At 43.8% G+C, this 18,840-nt stretch carries 8 protein-coding genes; 4 read left to right on the forward strand and 4 right to left on the reverse strand.

Translation table 11 applies throughout. From position 1 onward, the window contains the following. Positions 1–82 precede the first annotated feature (82 nt). A complete protein-coding gene (locus BFS05_RS05005) occupies positions 83–9,880 on the forward strand; it encodes a putative sodium/potassium/calcium exchanger (protein ID WP_374703769.1) in 9,798 nt (3,265 codons plus the stop codon). Between the two features lie 487 nt (positions 9,881–10,367). Here the strand turns inward: BFS05_RS05005 and pgm are convergent, their stop codons facing one another. The 3 genes from pgm to BFS05_RS05020 all read right to left on the reverse strand — a co-directional run bounded on the left by pgm (position 10,368) and on the right by BFS05_RS05020 (position 13,651). Continuing rightward, positions 10,368–12,041: a phosphoglucomutase (alpha-D-glucose-1,6-bisphosphate-dependent) gene (gene pgm / locus BFS05_RS05010; RefSeq protein WP_103084887.1), complete on the reverse strand. Its 1,674-nt coding sequence runs from the start codon at positions 12,039–12,041 to the stop codon at positions 10,368–10,370. A 30-nt stretch (positions 12,042–12,071) separates the two neighbouring features. After that, positions 12,072–13,196 carry a diacylglycerol/lipid kinase family protein gene (locus BFS05_RS05015; RefSeq protein ID WP_374703770.1) on the reverse strand — a complete coding sequence of 375 codons (1,125 nt, stop codon included), beginning with the start codon at positions 13,194–13,196 and terminating at the stop codon, positions 12,072–12,074. 200 nt (positions 13,197–13,396) lie between these two features. After that, positions 13,397–13,651: a DUF2530 domain-containing protein gene (locus tag BFS05_RS05020; protein ID WP_103084911.1), complete on the reverse strand. Its 255-nt coding sequence runs from the start codon at positions 13,649–13,651 to the stop codon at positions 13,397–13,399. Positions 13,652–13,819: 168 nt separating this feature from the next. Here BFS05_RS05020 and BFS05_RS05025 point away from each other — a divergent pair, with 168 nt between their 5' ends. The 3 genes from BFS05_RS05025 to BFS05_RS05035 all read left to right on the forward strand — a co-directional run bounded on the left by BFS05_RS05025 (position 13,820) and on the right by BFS05_RS05035 (position 17,389). Beyond that, positions 13,820–14,863: a CHAP domain-containing protein gene (locus BFS05_RS05025; protein WP_103084889.1), complete on the forward strand. Its 1,044-nt coding sequence runs from the start codon at positions 13,820–13,822 to the stop codon at positions 14,861–14,863. A 179-nt stretch (positions 14,864–15,042) separates the two neighbouring features. Then, positions 15,043–15,771: a C40 family peptidase gene (locus BFS05_RS05030; RefSeq protein ID WP_103084890.1), complete on the forward strand. Its 729-nt coding sequence runs from the start codon at positions 15,043–15,045 to the stop codon at positions 15,769–15,771. Positions 15,772–16,369: 598 nt separating this feature from the next. Then, the gene (locus BFS05_RS05035) at positions 16,370–17,389 is read left to right on the forward strand and encodes a universal stress protein (RefSeq protein WP_180978613.1); all 1,020 of its coding nucleotides are present in this window, start codon (positions 16,370–16,372) and stop codon (positions 17,387–17,389) included. A 190-nt stretch (positions 17,390–17,579) separates the two neighbouring features. On the opposite strand, the gene BFS05_RS05040 is transcribed toward BFS05_RS05035, so the two are convergent. Further along, a complete protein-coding gene (locus tag BFS05_RS05040; protein WP_103084912.1) occupies positions 17,580–18,830 on the reverse strand; it encodes a glycosyltransferase in 1,251 nt (416 codons plus the stop codon). Positions 18,831–18,840: the final 10 nt, after the last annotated feature.

Here is an 18,840-nt window from a genome sequence, read left to right on the forward strand (position 1 = left end):
CCGAGTTGCTTTCGCACGCTATATCGCAGTGCTCAAGCAGGTCGTCGCGCGTACGAATATGTGCATTGGGGTGCACAATAAAATGATTATAATGAAGAGTTTAAGTGGAATTATGAGCAGTATTTTGACGATTTTGCGAAACATTTTCGTCTATTCATATAAATATGCCCAAAATATTGCTAAAACTATTCTTATTTGCCTGATTTCGGTGGCGATGTGGCTGCCGATGTGCATCACTACTTATACTGCGCAAGCAGCAGAAACTAATGCAACGGGGACAAATTCGCACGAATCTGCATCTAATACTTCTACTAATACTGCATCTTCTGCTAATACTGCAAATAGTACTGCAAATAATACTTCAAAGAAATCCGGTAATGCCAACAATTCCGCTAATTCCGGCAACTCTAACGGCAACGGAACTTCGGCTACTTCCGGCAATCCATCCGCAAACGGATCAAATAATTTAGATTCAAATTCATTACAACGATATATCAATTCTTCTCAGCTAGACAATGGCGCGGGCAACGGCGCGGGCAACGGCTTTGGTGCAGGAGCAGGCTCTCCATTAGGCTTAGGCTTAGTCAATGGCTTAGGCAATAGCTCTTTGCTAGGCAATAGCTCTTTGCTAGGCAATAGCTTAGGTAATGGCTCAGGTAATGGCGCAGAATCATCTTACTCAGGAGGCGCAGCCTCCCCATTCGGCTCATCATCAGGCTTAGCCTCCCTGTACGGCTCCCAATCAAGATCGTCACTTTTTGAGCGCGCTGCAGAAGAAGCCCAAGCAAAAGCGCAAAACCGCGAAGCTAAGAATTACTCAGCTCGCGAATCTTACGAAGTGTATCACCCTGGGTGCAACAAGGATTACGCTTTAGGCGCATGCATTACTACTGACGGCGACGGCGCTGGTTTGCGAGCCACGAACGGTCACGATTTGGATGTTAATAGTCTTGGATACAACTTGGATTCCGGCGACCCATTTATTGGTGCAGCAACGAGACCTCGTGGCCACTACGAGAACGGTCCTGTGCCTGAAGATCCTTCCGGCACGGATCATTACGGCGCAACTTACTTCACTCCGTACCCTAAGGGCACTTTTATTATGGGCCGCTTCCGCAATATGGCATTTAACCATAAGGGTTCCGGCGTCGATAGAATGAACGTGCCTGTTGACGACACTGCAGACTTTGTGTTTGTAAAGCGCACGCCTAAGCTTTCCGGCGGCGGATTCGTGTGGGATATTATTTTTAACGCTGGCGGTCGTACTCAGGGCGCTGGTGGTGCTTTTAATTACTTTACGATTCCAAAAGGTCAGATTCTAGACAAAGGTAGCGAAGGCGGAAGGCAGTATATTCAGCGAGTTCTTTACAGCGGTAGGGAAGATACTGCTTTGTATAAGCAGAATCAGTACAAGAAAAATCATGGCGGAAATCTTGATAATTATAAGCCTCCTCGCGAAACTTGCTCCTTCTCTTGGGATAATCCTAACGGTTTGTGCAGTAAGGAAGTGAAGAGTAGCGATTTTGCTCCGGGTGATGATCTTACCGCAGCTTGGGGAAAGATGAAAGGCGACAACGACAGTCAGAACGGCAATTATTCTAGGCTCCTTCCATCCGCTATGACAACTACTGATTTGAATAGTAGGGATTTTGGTAAGTGCCGTGATGGTGGTCAAGGTTTGGACTGCATTAAGTCTAGTAGCTATGCTGCTTTGGATGAAGGCGATCTTAGAGTTGTTCCTAAAGTTGAAGGAAGCTATAACAGAGGCTATAGCCCTGCTTATGTTGCTCTCGTACAAAATCTTTATTGGTCTATAAAAGATGACACGCAGCGCGTGTTTGGTTTTGTGAACAATATTAAATCTGGTGAGATTGCTTATACTTACAAGATTCACTTCACTACTACAACTTCTACGAATAAAGAAAACTCATATTGCACTGCTAACAAGGGAGATGGAACAGGTTGCGAAAACTTTTCATTCTTCTACGCTGCAGGATCTTACTTCGGTCATAGAGATATGAGTAGCGGCTTTTATGGTGCTAATGATCCGTTCGGTATTACTAAAGCCGGTAAATACTCCATGACTAATTTTGGACGTGACGCTAACCTTTACATGTACACTATCATGCATCAGCAGTGGTATGGTGCGCCGCGAATTATGGATATTCAGGCTCCTAGATACCACTTCCTTAAGGGTACTGGTTTGGGTCCGTACAACAGTGACAGCGGTAATTATCTTACTAATAGGCATATTTCATTCTCTAGTGTGTTACTTGGAATAGTAAATAAGCCTTTGGGATACTCAAATCTTATGAACGAGGATCAAGATATACGCTTATTGCCTGATTATTATTCCCCGAATAACGGCTATGCTCGAGGTAATCAGTGGTTCCGTAATCCTGGTATGAACGACCATACTACGAAGGATTCAGAGCCTGGTAGACACAAGCTTGAGCTTAGATATAACGATAGAACGTATCACATGAGCGAAACTCAGGATTTGTGGTATAGGATTATTACGCAAGCGGATGTGTTTAAGCCTTTGCAAACTGAGGAATATGACGAAAATAACAAGACTCCTAAGTATTATTCTTACGATCAGCCGCTTCCTAATCCTCTTATTATTGATGATCGTGATAATAATGCTGGGTTCGTGAATTTTGTTGGTAAGCGTTCTGACTTGTATAAGCAGGTAATGGCTTTCGATCCTAACTTGTTCCTGCCTGTTAATCTGACTGAGTATGGTTCAAGAAATAGGTATGGTTCCATAAGGCAGAAGAAGGGCGCTAATACAAACCCTTATCCGCTTGATGCTAACTATTTGACTGTTAATCCGGATGGAGATTCTAATACTCCTCTTAAGAATCTTGCTGTTTACAAAGCTGAGTGGACGGATAAGTGGGGTGATGAGCCTCGCTCGAATACTCTTCAAGATGCTGATTTAAGCGTTGCTGCCAAAGTGCCTATTGTCAGTGTTGTAAATCCTTGCGGCCACTCTAAGATTCTTGATGAGTACAAGGATAAAATTAACGGTCAATCTAGGTCTTCTATTTCATTTAGGTCTGTAGATAGCGACGATAATTCTGCTGTGAATGACGACCGTGCAGCTCTTGGTGAGAATCGTGAAGACAGCATGCCTGAATGCTGGCCTAAAGCGCAAAATGCTACTAAGCGTAATGTTTGGTTTGTAAGCGATGCTCCTAAGACAAGTGATGACGGTAAGGAGTTGAAGCCTGGAGATCCTGTAAAGCAAGACTTGCATGACAAAGTCTTGGCTAAAATCAAGCGTATTTACAGAACTTGGATGCGCAACAAGTATAGTGCTCAGTTGCAGGATGGCAAGGATCCTAAAGTTTTGCCAAATTACGTGTTTGTAAAGTACGTAAAGATTACGTTCTGGGATAATTCGACTACTGTTATACCTGTTGTATTCCCGTATGTTGATTACGAGAAGCCAACGTTGGATGTAAAAGTGAGCGTGAATAATGGAAATCCTGTTGACGTTCCAGCTGATGGTTTGAAGATTCCTGTTAATAGCAAAATTAAGTTCTGGGTTAAGGGTCATGACGATAAGAGGATTTTGCTTGGCGTGAAGCCTAAGGAAGCTACTGAATACTTTACTAACAATAAAAATAAGAGATTCTTTGATAATAAAAAAGTCGTTGTGCGCAATGATTTCGATATGATTACCACTCCGCGTAGCAATAAGAATAATTGCGATACCCTCGGTTGCGGCGATTTTAGGACAATAAGCTACAATCAGTTCATTCATAAAAATGGCGAGCTTGATAATCAAACGGATCAAGTTGGATGGGTTATTAACAGCGGTAATTCTGAAGATGATGGTTCTCCTACAGTATTAGCGGAAGATAAGAGTAGAAATAACGGTGTACATGATTTGATATTCCACGGTTGGGATGCTGCAGGTAATTCCGTAATAAAGAAACTTAGGCTGATTATTGTATCTCCTGGCTATGGTTTGCCAAACGTTTGGTGGGATAAGAAGCCGAATGGACATTATGTTGGGCGCGTGAATCCTTGGGATGAAGATAAGCGCGTGCGCTCGATTATGGTTAGAATTTGGGCGCGAGGTAAGGAAAAGCCTGGCAATGAGCACAACTACGATACAATTTGCCCAAGTGATGGCAGCTGCTACGGCATTGTTATTCAGCGAGACGGTAATAGTAAGGCTGATCGTTGGCATCAGGTTAATACTTATAACCACAATAATGATGCTGCAAGCCCGGATGGGTCTAGAGCTGCAGGGGATAGGTCTGCTGAGGATAGAGCTGCTTTAGAGGACAGAGATGCGTCTGACGATAAGGCAGCTGATGGCAAGTCGGCTGATGGCAAGGATAAAGATAAATCTAAAGCTGGCGATAAGGATAAAGCTGATGGCAAGGCGGCTGACGATAAGACTGCTGACGGCAAGGCGAAAGTTGACAACAAAGCTAAAGCTGATAGCGAAAAAACTGATAATGCCAAACCAGGGGAGAACTCTACCCAAAATCAGCAAGATAAGCAGGAGCAGCACGGTAAGCAGGATGAGCAAGCTAATAAGCCGCAAAATAATAAGCCGCAAACTAGTAACAAGCCTGCTTCTTTGAAGATTTCTAAAGCGACTAAGAAGAATGCTAAGAATAAGACATCTAAGAAGAGTTCTAAGAAGAACGCTAAGAAGCGCAATGTTCCGGGAAGGCGTGGTAGTGTAAAGCTTGCTGTGCTAAACGAAGGTGATTCTTCTAAGAAGGACAATACGCAAAAATCTGAAGTACGAAAACCTGAAGTAAGTGATGGTAACAAGCAGAGTGATGCTGCTAATACTGCAGAAAACGGTGGCGCAAGTAAAGATAATAAAGGCAGTAACGGTAGCAAGAAGTCCGATAACAAGGACACCAAGAATTCTGAAGATGCTAAAGATTCTGAAGATAAGTCAGGAGAATCTAAGGATCAGGATCGCAGTGCTGAAGGCGAAGATCGTTCTGGTAGAAACTGGGTTGAAGAATACAGTAAGCGCATTATTACAGCAAATCTTGGAAAGTATATCAAGGGTTGCACTGCTAACGGCGACGATAAATGTGAAATTACTTTTGATCCTGTAACTGGAAATATTACGATTCCAGAATACTTTGCGGAAATTGGTTCCAGAATTTACGTAGACACTTACTCTGTGCCAGAAAATGATCCAGATCGGCGTCAAAATAAACTTTGGAAGACAATTGATCCAAGCCAAACTCAGGATCACGAAGAATCAGACCCGCTTCCGCTCGATATTGCGTGGCCAAACGGCTTAGTGCAAGTGAACCCGTTTGAGCTTAATAATAACGAAATCGTGGCAATGCTTTCTTGGATGAGGCACGATAAGCGGAACGAGCGAATCTTCGGCTACCGCAAGGAAGAAATTGGCGTTAAGGGTGAAAATAAGTACGATACTTACGATCAGTACGACAATGGCTTTAATCCTGCAAAAACTACAGCAAAGTATGCTTATGGTGAAGATAAGCCTCAATACTCATGCGCGGTGGAGAGGGAGCAGCAGTGGAAGCTGTGCTTAGGTGGCGTTACTGGTATTGGTCAGCTAGGAAAAATTGCCGAAAAGAAGTATGCAGAAAAGAAGCTTGTTTTCAATAAGTTGGAAGCTGATGACGAGACTACGCTTAACCCGATTGAGCATAAGGTGACGCGCTTCGTTGATATGCGTAAGGACTATACGTGGGGATTAGTAGATAACAACAAGAAGAGTGTTGATGGGCGAAACGATCCTGGATTTGACGGGCCGCAAAATGGCTTGTATGGAAATCAGAAGTATGGCACGCAATACTTTGTGTACAAGTGGAACATAAACTCATACCGCAAGGGCGGCAATGGTAAGGCGTTAAACCTTCAGGATGTGCTAAAGCTTGTAAAAGGTACGCCTAGTATCAATACGAAAGATGAAAATAATCCACAGCCTTCTCTAACTCCTATGAGCGCGGCGGATAATAGGCAATTTGATGCGTGGGGTGGAGAATACCCTAAGGCAGTCGATGGTGGTGGAATAAATTACGCTGTGCGCGACAATACATGTGCCGCATCTATGAATGCTGATACTCATGTTGCGCAAAAAGGTAAGTGCCAGTGGCGAAATAAGCTTAATTTAGTTAAGTATACGCCTAATGAATTTATTATGAAGGATTCTTCATTTGATTACAATGCTTCTGTAAATATGAAGAACGGAAGTGAAGTACATATTACAGATAGGCTTATTGAAAATAAGGGTAGTCAACATGCTGGTGAAGATAAGTATGTTAGTGAATATGCTATTCACAAGGACTTCCTTATGCCTGGCGGTGAATATCTGAACGGTCAAGCGGATGGCGAAAATATTGGCGACGTTATAACTAAGAACATTGATGTCGACACTATGAACGACTACGACGCGTACGGTGAAGGTACTTCAAAGCCTGAGGGATACGCAAATAACAGGCCGTTCACGCATGCGCAACTTTATGTGAATAATGGTCAGGTTACGAACGATCTTTTGCTTCGTGAACCTGGTAAGACGCCAGATAACACAACGAACGTAATAAACGTGTGGTTTATGCCGGTTGATAGTGAGAAGCCAACTATTAGTGCGAAGAGTATTGATAGTAATGGTAATCCATGGGATATTCACGGAAAATGCATGGTTAATGGTGATGTGAATAACTGCACTGTAAATAACGATAATCTTGTTTTCTTGGATAAGAAAGCTTATGCAGGTGACACTAAAGCTTGGTATGAAGCTGATAATGCCACAATGAATTTGCCTTCAGCGTTAAAGTTAGACGATGATTTCAATGTATACGAACAGGGTAAAGGTAAACCATATAAAAAAGATGGAATAAAGGTTACTTTGTATCCGGATAGTATAAACAGTAAAGTGCTGCTTAATAATCTGAATGTGTATATTAAAGCGAACGACATTCATTATCCTGACGGTAAAACTTCTAGCCCAATGGTGAAGTTTGTTAGTAATGGCGTTACGAATAAACATCTTATTAGAAGGTTTGTTGAAAAATACAGAAGTACGGATTTGCAAAATCCAAGCAAAGATAAGCAAACTGTATTTACAATGTATGCTGAAACTACGGATAGTGCTGGAAAGCAAAGTGAAAGAACTGTTGTTGGATGCTTCAAGGCGACGTGGGAAAATGTTATTAAGCCATCCGTTGTTGCGTATGATGGTGAAACAGATGAGGTTGCAAAAGAAGATAAATGGCTTAATAATAACTCACAAAACCGCGACTATAAGGTTGTAGTTACAGCAGGTTTTCATGCGACCAAAATGGTAGTTTACTATCACCCTGCTTCGGAGCTTGAAAAAGCTAAGCAAGCTGCTTCTAATGCTGTTTATGGATTTAATGCATCTAGTGGAAACCAGAATGAGCCTGACGTAGAAAACAGCATTGGCAAAACAATTTCCATCTGCTGGATAGAACGTAAAGGATTGATAAAAAATGGTCATTGGGAAGTCTGCCCTGGTACTTCCAAGCCGGATGATGTGAAGCTTGAAAATGTTAGCACTGATAAAGGATTGAAAGGTGTTCTAACATTCCCTAGCGGTTTCTTAGCTCCAGGAAGCGTTGTTCGAGCGCGTGATCGCAAGGATGTTGGTCCATGGAGTAGTATGCCTGGTGTTAGAAGCCCTGAAGATCTTGCCGATGACTCGGGTAATAGAGACGGAAACAAGACTGCAAGAAACGGCGGAAACCGTGGAAGTACGCGTGCTGCAAAAGATAAAAATGCAAAAGGCCGTGCTGCAAAAGATAAAAACTCTTATAGAGACGACGCTAGTTCAGAAGATACTCTTGACGTGCTGCCAATGGCTTACGCAAAAGAAAAGCCTAGCGAAGTATGCCGTCCGGATTACTCGAGGGCAAGCGATTGGGAAGGTCAACTTAAGCCGTCTGACTGCGTGTACTTCGACGTTACGATGAAGCGTCAAATAGTGCAAATACACCCAATGTTGCTAAGCGGTCACGAGGAGCGCGCAATACGAATGGATTTGCGTAGCGAAAACAACTTTGCAAATGATCCAAGGAAGGGAATTTGGCTTCCAAGCGATAGTGAAATCGTTACGAATGAGGATCCAAGGCTTGGACCTGGTAGAACTATGGTGACGTTCAGGCAGTATGACTATAGTGCTATGGACAATGACCATAAGCCTTTGCATCTGCCTAATTATGATGGCCGCCAAGTAGGAAATAAGCAAGACGTTGCTGTTCTGACTAGAGGCTGGAGAAGCCGCGTGCTCGTTCCAAATCCGCAAGAAAATAAGATTACGCGATTTGTACGATTGCGCGCGCCTGAAAACGTCGATAGCGAGCATGGTGGCGATAGTAAGGGTGCTGCAGACTACTTAGCTGATGCGCCTGCTAGCTTCGATGAAACTAAGGGTGATAAAGCTCTGCGTGTAAAGGATCGTCCGGATGATCCAGGATTCATTCTTTCGAATGATAAGAAGTCTCTTCTGTATCTATACAATGCTTCAACTAAGAAACAATTTAGCCTTAATGATTTGCAATCTGCGTTGAAGCTTAAGCGTAACGATGCTTTGCATCCAGCAAATGAGTGTGGAAAGTATGTTGATGGAAGTGACTGGTCGTTTGCTGATTGCCAGCCATCTTTGCTGCCGGAAGTAAAAGGTAGCGATAAGGTCGATGGTGAGCATAACCGAAACGGCTTCAGCTTTGATGGGACTAATCATTTCTATACGTATGATCCGTCTGAAGACCATAGGTCTGGCGCTAACGGCGCTAGTAACGACAATGGTGGCTCTGCTGCTGCAGAAACTTGGTACGTAAACGTCATAGATATGATTCCAAAGGTCGGTGGCGGCGGTTCATATCCTATTCCTAATAGCTCTGGCGTAACGTCTGAAAGTAGTAATACTGGTCTTTCGCTTACTGATTTTGCTAATATTGGCGCATGGGGTAGGTCTGGCGCGATTGATAAGAGGTTAATCGGTCATAAGATTTTCGAAAATCCAAGTGATCGTTTGTCAGTTATTATGACATACGGTGATAGTTGGGTTGGAGATACTCATAAAACGCGAGGCAAAGAAGGCGGCTGGAATAACGATGCCAATTACGAATTCGTAATGCCTGTGTATCTAGTGCCTGTTGATAACGTTAAGCCAACTGTTGCTGCAACTGCAGGATCGCTTCTAAGTGGGCACACAGATGCTAATAATCCTTACGTTGTAGCAATGGATGAGAAGGACTACTCTAAGCTCACGGTTGAGGGTAATCCTGTGGAATACGACAAGGACGGAAAAGTTTCGAAGTCGGAAAGCAAGGAGAGTGGAAAGACTCTGTTTGCGGATGTTCACGACGACTACGATAGCTTCTCTAGACTCAGTGACCTTAGCTTGTACGCATGCAAAGTCAATAAGGCTGGAGGTTCAACTGATTTTGGCACTTGCAAGTCGATAATGAGCAATGGCTCCATAGATGCTTCGGCGTTCAAGCAGCTAAAGACTGACGGTGACGGAGTTGAGTACGCTTTGTACGGACGTGCAAAAGATAAGTCCGATAATGAGAGCGACGGCTTTGGTGATAACAACGGTAAGGGTCACTTAGTCGGATACTTCAGCTTCGGATACTTGGTGCGTCCGGTTGCGCTGCCTTACAGCGGCGGTCAGGCTGCAATATGGTTCAGCTTCATGTTCGGCGTGCTGTTTGCGCTGTTCTTGGCATCCGGCGCATTCGGAAGGCGCGGATGGCTTGGATCAGTGCTTAGCGGCAACGGATTTGGCGCGCTAACCGACAGCAAGCACTGCGATGCTTCGGCTGAAGCGCTTCGAAACGGCAATCTGCTCTTCAAACTCAAGTTAATGTTCAAGCGGCTCCGGCTGTAACGAATAAGCGAGCGTTAATTGAGTGGTATGTAAGTCACCTTTTGCGCTCGCTGGCTATTCTTCGGACACTCTCGCAGTTTGTGTTCTGCGTTAGTGTCTGATTTTGCTTGTTTTGGGACACTCGCGCAGTACGCTTTCTGCGTTAGTGTCTCATTTTGGTGGTTTTGAGACACTGGTGCAGTTTGTGTTCTGCGCTAGGGCTTTTTGCCCAGTTTTATGGCACGCACGTATTTTTAGTAGTATGTGCGTGCTTTATTTTGCAGTGAGATAGTCAAACGGCGCTAATAGCTTAAGTGTGACGGAATACGGGTTAATTCTCAAAAATATCGTCAATCAGCCAAATATAGCCAAATACACAGCAAAATACAGATTAAACAGATTTCAGAGCGTAAAAATAAAACTTGCGCTAAAATGATTTCTCATCTTAACGCAAGTTTTATACATTTTGACACGTTGTTGTAACGTTTTTGACGTATACGCTTACATTCTACAACAAAGCCTTGTCAACTACGGCAGTAGCTTCCTCAAGAACCTTGTCAAGTGCTTCTGGAGAAACGAATGACTCAGCGTAAACCTTGTAAATATTTTCGGTACCAGATGGGCGAGCAGCGAACCAATTGTTCTTAGTCGTCACCTTCAAACCGCCAATTTTCGCGCCATTTCCAGGGGCTTCAGTGAGCTTTGCAGTAATATCCTCGCCAGCAAGTTTAGTTGCTTCAACGTCGTCACCACTCAAAGCTGCAAACTTCTGCTTTTGCTCAAGAGTTGTCGGCGTGTCGACACGCTTATACCAGCTTTCGCCAAAGCGAGCAACCTGATCCTGATGAAGCTGAGCAGGGTTCTTACCAGTCTTCGCAGTAATTTCCGCAGCGAGCAAATCAGGAATCAAACCATCCTTATCGGTGGTCCACACGCGGCCATCCTTGCGCAAGAAGCTCATGCCGGAGCTTTCCTCGCCGCCGAAAGCAACTTCGCCGCTAAAGAGAGGGTCAACGAACCACTTGAAACCAACAGGAACTTCCACAAGCTTTGCGTTAATAGAAGCAGCCACGCGGTCAATCAAAGAAGAAGACACAAGCGTCTTACCAATAGCAGTATTCTTTGGCCAATCCCGGCGAGCGCCGCCGAACAAGTACTCCACGCACACTGCAATGTAGTGGTTCGGGTTCATAACGCCCCAGTTCGGGCACACAATACCGTGACGGTCAGCATCTGGATCGGTGCCGCCAACCAAATCGTACTTATCCCAGGCGCCAGCGTTAAGCTGATCAACTAAGCCCTTCATTGCGTAAGGGGAGCTTGGATCCATACGAATCTTGCCATCGTGGTCAATAGTCATGAATCGCCAAGTTGGGTCAACTTCTGGACGCACAACGCCAATGTTCAGGCCATACTTTTCGTTCATAAGTGGCCAGTAGTTTACGCTTGCGCCGCCGAGTGGGTCAATTCCCAAACGCACGCCGCTAGAGCGAATCACATCGAAGTCAATAACGTTTGCCAAATCGCTAACGTAGTGTTCGCGATAATCGAAACCTTCAACCAAATCAGACTTGATTGCTTCCTCGAAAGGCACGCGCTTAACTGACTTGTAATTGTCGAGCAATTCATTTGCGCGGTTTGCAATAGCATTAGTTACTTCTGCAGGTGCAGGACCGCCTGTTACAGGATCGTACTTAAAACCACCGTCGGTTGGAGGATTGTGCGAAGGAGTGACGACAATACCATCAGCCAAGCCATCGCCGCTAAAACGCTGAGTGCCGTCGGCTGCGCGATTATGAGTCAAAATAGCCTGAGAAACAACAGGAGTTGGCACGAAATCGCCGCGAGAATCCACGCGAACGTGAACTCCGTTAGCAACCAAAACCTCAATAGCGGTTTTTTGAGCAGGCTCAGAAAGAGCGTGCGTATCGCGACCAATATAAAGAGGGCCAGTTACGCCAGCTTTCTTGCGATATTCAGCAATAGCTTGCGTAATAGCCACAATATGAGCTTCGTTAAACGAAGTTTTCAAAGCAGAACCACGGTGACCGGACGTGCCGAAAATCACGCGCTGTTCTGGAATGTTGGAATTTGGAACTTCATCATAGTAAGCGCCAACCAAAGCGTCGACGTCGACTAGATCTTCTGGGGTGGCGGGCATTCCCGCATTTTTTGCTACCATAATTTTTTATTTTGCCACGGTGGTGGTATTTTAACGTAAGTCGGTGGTATTTTGAGTCAAAGAAGACTCTAAACTTTCAGGAACGCGAACGCATAATGCTTGTTTTTCAACGGTGAAACGCACATGCTTAGTGTATCCCAAAATATCTCCATCCGCTTGTACTGGAGCCTGACGCGTTAGAAATACTTCTGCAGACAATCCTTGCGATTGATCAATCATTGAATTAGTTGAAAGAGGACTTTGCTGAGCTTTACCTGTAACAGTTTGATGAATAACATCACCAAACAAATTTGCCCATCCAATTATTCCGCCAGTTGTGTCAATAATCTCAAAATCAAGAAGTCCATCGTGATAATTAGCTTCAGGCATAAGCGAAAACATAGGTATTTGGCCGCAATTGCCAGTCATAAAAGTACGGAAAGTGACATCGTTTATAACGCGCTTAGAATTATCTTCCTGAGTAAAAATTATTTTAGCGTGATATTTTGGCGCGAAAAGATGTCTAATACCAGATTCGAAATATGCCAGCCAGCTTATATTTTTCTTTAATTTAGGATTTGTGTCGTCAATCATCAATGCGTCAAATCCCATGCCTGCAATAATTAGGAACGCGTGACCGTGATCTTCATAAGGCTTATCCAAAATAGTTACGCGCCCCATATCTACGCGCTGCGATCCATGCGAAGTAGCAACAGCAAGAGCTGCATCAGCGTTATCAACAGGTATACCCATATTCCTTGCGAACAAATTACCTGTACCAATTGGGATTATGCCCATTGCGTGTTCGGTGCCAGACATAGCGCTCGCTACCGTTCTAACAGTGCCATCTCCGCCAACTGCCACGACAACATCTGCGCCGTGTTTAAGCGCTTCTAATGCGCACGCTCTGCCGTCTTTATTTAGCAAGGTGTCGATGATTTCGTATTGTAATTTATGCGATTTGCAATACTCTTTAATGGTCGCTCTGTATTGTTCAGCTTGCGGTTTAGAAGGATTTAATATAAATGCGTAATGGACGCAATCGCCTGTTCGTGCTGACACTGTTTCGCTCATATGATGCCGTTTTAAGGCACGCGAAATAATCATGATGACGAACGGAGCACATACAAGTACAAATACAATCACCATGAGTATTATCGTGGCTTCAAGAGGCATACTTATTATTTTTGCACAATATTTTTAGAAAATGCGATATTTTTCAGAATAATGAAAATATTTACGTTTTTTACACATTTGTGATGCTGTGTTTGTGCTGCTGCGCTTGTGCTGCTTTTATGTGTTGCTGTGCTTGTGTTGCTTTTATGTGTTGCTGTGTTCGTGATGCTATGTTTGCTTGGTGGGGTTGTGCTTGTGGGTTATTTTCCTAAGCGGCGATAATCCCATCTGTCGAAATGCTCCCAAATAAGCAAAGCTATGCCCACTAGAAATCCCGTAAAGCAAATAAGCGCTGTGAACAATCCGCAGATATTTAAAAAAGTGAAAATTGCAGTCAAAATAGATAAAACAAGCCAGATAATCGTACCTACAGAAAATGCCTTCCGCAAATCTACGCGTAAAGCTTTCGGTGTATCTTTGCGCGCATCTGGATTAATAATAGGTGCAATCTTCATGAAAATCATGATACATCGTGCCAAAGTCTTATGTTTTTGCCTATAAAATCAGGCGTGTATAGTCATCCGAGGCACGTTGTATTCTTGCATATTGGAGAGATTCGTATATGGTGTTTTTACGCCTTTACAGTTCCTAGTTTTTAACGGATTGTCAGGAGTGGTTGGTCTATGAGACATGCTGCGCACGGTGCTAAGAAAGCTAAACGGCAAAATGATTCGCTGTTGTCGCTTTTTGCCACTAGTACTGGCTCTCATGGAAAGTCACGTTCTGCTGTTGGCTCTGTAGCTGGTAGTTCTGTTGGTGGTAGTGCTGTTGGTGCTTTAGCTAGTTCTGTAGCTAGTGAAATTCAGGGCGCTTTTCCGCTTACTCGTCGAGAAATTCGTTTAGCTCATCTTGCTTCTGTTCGTCATAAAAGACTAGTGGTTTCTGCGACCGTAGCCGCGATGTTTGCTTCTGTTGTTGCTATTATGTACGCCAACGATTCGTCATATAGCTCTTTCGCAAAATCGCAAGCTTTAAATTCGACATATGAGAACAACGCTGAAAATGCTTCGAATGCTTCGAATGCAAATGCGAGTAAATATTCGGATCCTGTTGCAGTTTCGCGTTCTTATGATCGTTCGGCGTTGAATAATAATTATCAAAATCCGAATTCTAATGCCGACAAGCATGCAGTCGCCGTCGAAAGTCTTTCTACGGCATCCTCACACCAATCCAAGTGGAATCTTGATTCTACAGACGATTTTGATGTTTCTGAGTTGTCTCGCTCTATTGCGCGTAATCCGCAAGTCGCTTTGTTTATGGATGATGATGCAGGCAAATTGCCTAAAGGTTTTAATCCTAATCATGAAAGCGGAGACGTTGGAAATGCTTATGAGTTCAGTCAATGCACGTGGTGGGTTTATATCCGTCGTCACCAATTAGGTTTGCCGGTTGGCTCGCGCATGGGCGATGGTGCTATGTGGGCTTATTCGGCAAGTCGACTTGGGTATTGGGTTGATAATTCCGCTCGTCATAAGGGCGATATTATGGTATTTGCCCCTGGCCAGGCCGGCTCCAATATTGTGTATGGTCACGTGGCGATTGTTGAAAAAATTAACCCTGATGGTTCTATTGAGACTTCCGAATGCAGTGTTGAATTAAACGGGCGTACTATTTCGCGCAAGTTTGCAGCTAAGGATCTTAAGAATTTTAAGTTTATTCATTACTGATAAGTTTAGCTGTTGCTGATAAATTTATCTGTTGCTTATTCGTTGCTGGTAAGTTTGACTGTTGCTGGTTTTTGCGAAATAACCTGATTTTTGTGTATTCGTTTTGTATTTTGTCGTGCCAAATATCTTTATAAAAAATCATGTATAACATGTATAAAGCGTGTGGTATCCTTCGTTTGATGGTAAAAAATAGCTTCTATTCACGTATTTTCGCCGCGGTTGTTGCTGGCGCGCTTTCTCTTGCCATGATTCCAATCACCGCTATTGCTGCAAATAATAACAATTCTGCTATTACAGCTACGCGCTCATTCCCAAAGGTTACAAGCGTAAAGCGTGATTTGTTTACAGAAGCTGTTTACACAGACGTGGACGCTAACTCAAAATGGGGCGGCATCGAGACTTTAAATGTGCCTCAGACTAAAAGCGCCGCTGAACGCCGTCAAGAGCTTATTCGCAGGCATTTAAGAGATGCTCAAAATGGTTACAATGCCACTGTTAGCCGTGATGCTTCTCGTGGAGGTTTCGATGCAAATCAAACCTTTACAGTTACGCCTCCAAATGAGAATTCAGTCGATGGATTGTTGAACTTTGCGGCTCAATTCGTTGGCAAAGTGCCATACGTTTGGGGAGGAACCACTCCTGCTGGTTGGGATTGCTCTGGATTCGTTGGATATGTTTATGGTCAGATGGGCGTGAGTCTTCCGCGTACTTCAGGCGCGCAAGCCGGAGTTGGAAGGGCTGTTCCAAGTCTTGCAGAAGCTCATCCGGGGGATATTATTGCAAACGGCCAGCATGCGGCGATTTACGTCGGCAATGGAATGGTTGTTAATGCTCAAAACGGCGGTACGCAATATAGCCCAATCAGGTATGTTTTTACGGCGCCTTATTCTATTCGCCGTATTTTCTAGACTTTGTATACTCTAAGTAAACAAAACCAAGAACCTTTCCCCGAATTTGTTTACTTACACACCCCATAAGTAAACAAAACCAAGAACCCTTCCCCTAATTTGTTTACCAACACGCCCCATAAGTAAACAAAACCAAGAACCCTACCCCGATTTTGTTTACTTATTTACCCTCTAAGTCCACGAAATCAAGAAGAAGCTCGCTAGTTAGCTCGCTTACGAAACTCCCAATGCAATACCAAATAAATCACCCTGCCTTCGTCTTTACTGACTCAGGCAGACCTCGCTTGCGTTGAAAGTCCACTGGACTTTCAACCCTGAGCAAGCTCGGCGCTCCGAGTTGCCTTCGCACGCTATATCGCAGTGCTCAGGCAGGTCGTCGCGCCCCTAATTTGTTTACTTACACACCACATAAGTAAACAAAACAAAGAACCTTTCCCTAATTTGTTTACTTACGCGCGCAATGCTGCGCTCAGGCAGGTCGTCGCGCATCCAATATTTTTGTGTCGAGATGGCGGCTTAGATAGAAACGCGCTATTCTTATTCTAAGTAATAAAATTAAGCAAAACGGTGCTGTTGTGCTATGAAGTTTGGAGGGTGAATTATGAACGATAAAGCTGTTCTTGTTGGTGTCGATGGTTCTCATGCAAGCTATAAGGCCGCTTGGTGGGCGGCGAATTACGCTAAACACGCTGGATTGCAATTGCAAATCGTATGCGCATACTCCTTGCCAAGCTATGCCGCGGTTTCATTTGACGCAACATATTCCGCTATAGGAGACGACAATTTAGCTCATCGCGATGCTCAAGAAATACTTTCGAAAGCAAAAGCAGTTGCTAAAGAACAAGGCGTGGATGCCACAACTCTTATAGTTACAGGCGATCCTTCTTCGGTATTTATTGAGCTTTCCAGGAATTATAAGCTTATCGTGATTGGAAATCGCGGCAAAGGCGGTCTTGCTGAAAGATTGCTCGGCACTACTAGCTCTTCGCTTCCTGCATACGCGTATTGCCCAATAGTCGTAGTTCCGTATACTGACGATGACGGCCAGCGTATTCATTTGAATAATACGATTGAAAAGATTGCGGTCGGGTCGGATGAATCTAAGTGGGGCTTGAAAGCTTTGGAGATTGCTTCCGATTTGGCGTACAGCTGGAATGCTGAGTTAGACGTCATTTCTGCGGTTCCTAGCGTGCAAGGCGCGGAAGGGGATACTGCAGTTATGGGATCGTATATGGACGATTTGCAGTCTCGCGTGAAGCCGATTTTGGATAAAAATCCTGATTTGCGTATTAATTGCTCCGTTGTTCCAGGATCTGCAGTTACGGCTTTAACACAAGCGAGTTTGACTCATGACCTTGTTGTAGTGGGATCTCGCGGTCGTGGCGGATTTACAGGACTATTGCTTGGTTCTATAAGCCAAGGATTGCTTCAGCATTCCTCCAGGCCTGTGTACGTTGTTCCACGCAAATACGTCGAATCGGATGCGGCGAAAGAATCTGCTATCAACACTAAGTCGATTCCTGTAGACGATATTAACGGAGTTCACGAGGTGGAAGTGCCGAAAGCTGGTGCAGAAGCTGCCAAGGAGATTGAGAAGACAATCGATCCGCTGCACTAGGCGTTACTCTAAGCGCGTGAGTGCTGTTTATCAGTGAGTTTTGCTTATTGGTGAACGGCACTCGCTGATGCGAATGTATTAAAAGCTATTTAGCGCTATTATGGCTATTTATAAAGCTATATAGCGCTATTTTCTTTTATATTCGCGATACTTTTATTTGTTTTTACTCGAATTCTACTCGTTACTATCGCTACTCGTTATTGTCGCTCTTTTTTAGCATAAAACGTGCTCGTCTAGCATCACGCTTAGCTTTCTTTTCAGCAAGCTGTTCTTTATTCATCTCAATCGCGCGCTTATAAATCTTAATTAATTCTTGAGCTTGCGTCTTAAAGTCATTATTCTTCGAATACTCAAGAACATTAGCTTTAAGCTGCGCCTGCTCGGAATCGCTCATATTTAAAACTTTGCTAAAAACAGCCTTGAAATCTTCGCGAGTATCCCACTGATAGCCGTTCTGTCCGCTAATAATTTGATCCTCATTAGGCTTATCGTGCTTAACTAGAGCAAATAATCCAGAAGCCATCGCCTCAAGCATAGAAAGCGAATGCATTTCAGAAAGAGACGCAGTAGTGTAGTAGTCCATCGCATGCAAATACTTCGGAATTTCAGTGTGCGAAATAGGTCCTAGAAGATAAATTCTATCGTCAAATCCTTCTTCGGAAACGTGTTTGCGTAAATCTTCCAAATCCGGTCCGCCGCCAATCACAAACAAGCGTGCTTTTTCCCGAGGAAAATCGCAATAAATAAAGTTATCTATAAGCTCGCGAATATTCTTCTCCGCGCCTATTCTGCCAACAAACACAAAAGATTTAGTTGAATCTGAAATTTCGTATTTTTTACGGAACTCTTCTCTAAAAGCAAGTCGCTCAGGAGTTGGCAAGAACTTCTTATATTCCACGGCATTGCTTAAAACGATAACCTTTTTATTCACCTTTTGGCGATCGATATACGCTTGAGCCTTAGCAGACATACTCGTAATAATTGTGGCATTTTTCGAAAAACGCATAAAATATTTGGAAGAAATATTGCGAGAGAATTCTGTAAAATGCTTAAGTCCGATGTAGAACAAGAACTTATCGTATTCCGTGTGAAGAGTATAAATAACAGGAATATGCTCTTTTTTGGCAACCTCCAAGCCGATTTCGCCAATGCCAAACTCGTTTTGAATATGAATCACATCCGGCTTGAAATTAATAGGGAATTTCTTACGCATATAGCCGATAGGTATTGCCACGCGATACTTGTAAAGCTTTTTAAGCATGAACCCAGGTACGTAAACAACTCCATCAACGAGCTTCGTTTTGTACTGCTTTTCGGATCCAACTGTCACTACTAATACTTCGTGACCCATTTCCTCGTACATTTTTTTCAGCATGTACGATTGGGTTGCGACGCCATTTATGTATGGTGGATAAGTTTCCGTAAAAATAGCTATTTTCAAAATTTCCTCC

The sequence above is a fragment of the Gardnerella coleohominis genome (genome assembly GCF_002896555.1).
Taxonomy (GTDB): Bacteria; Actinomycetota; Actinomycetes; order Actinomycetales; family Bifidobacteriaceae; genus Bifidobacterium; species Bifidobacterium vaginale_F.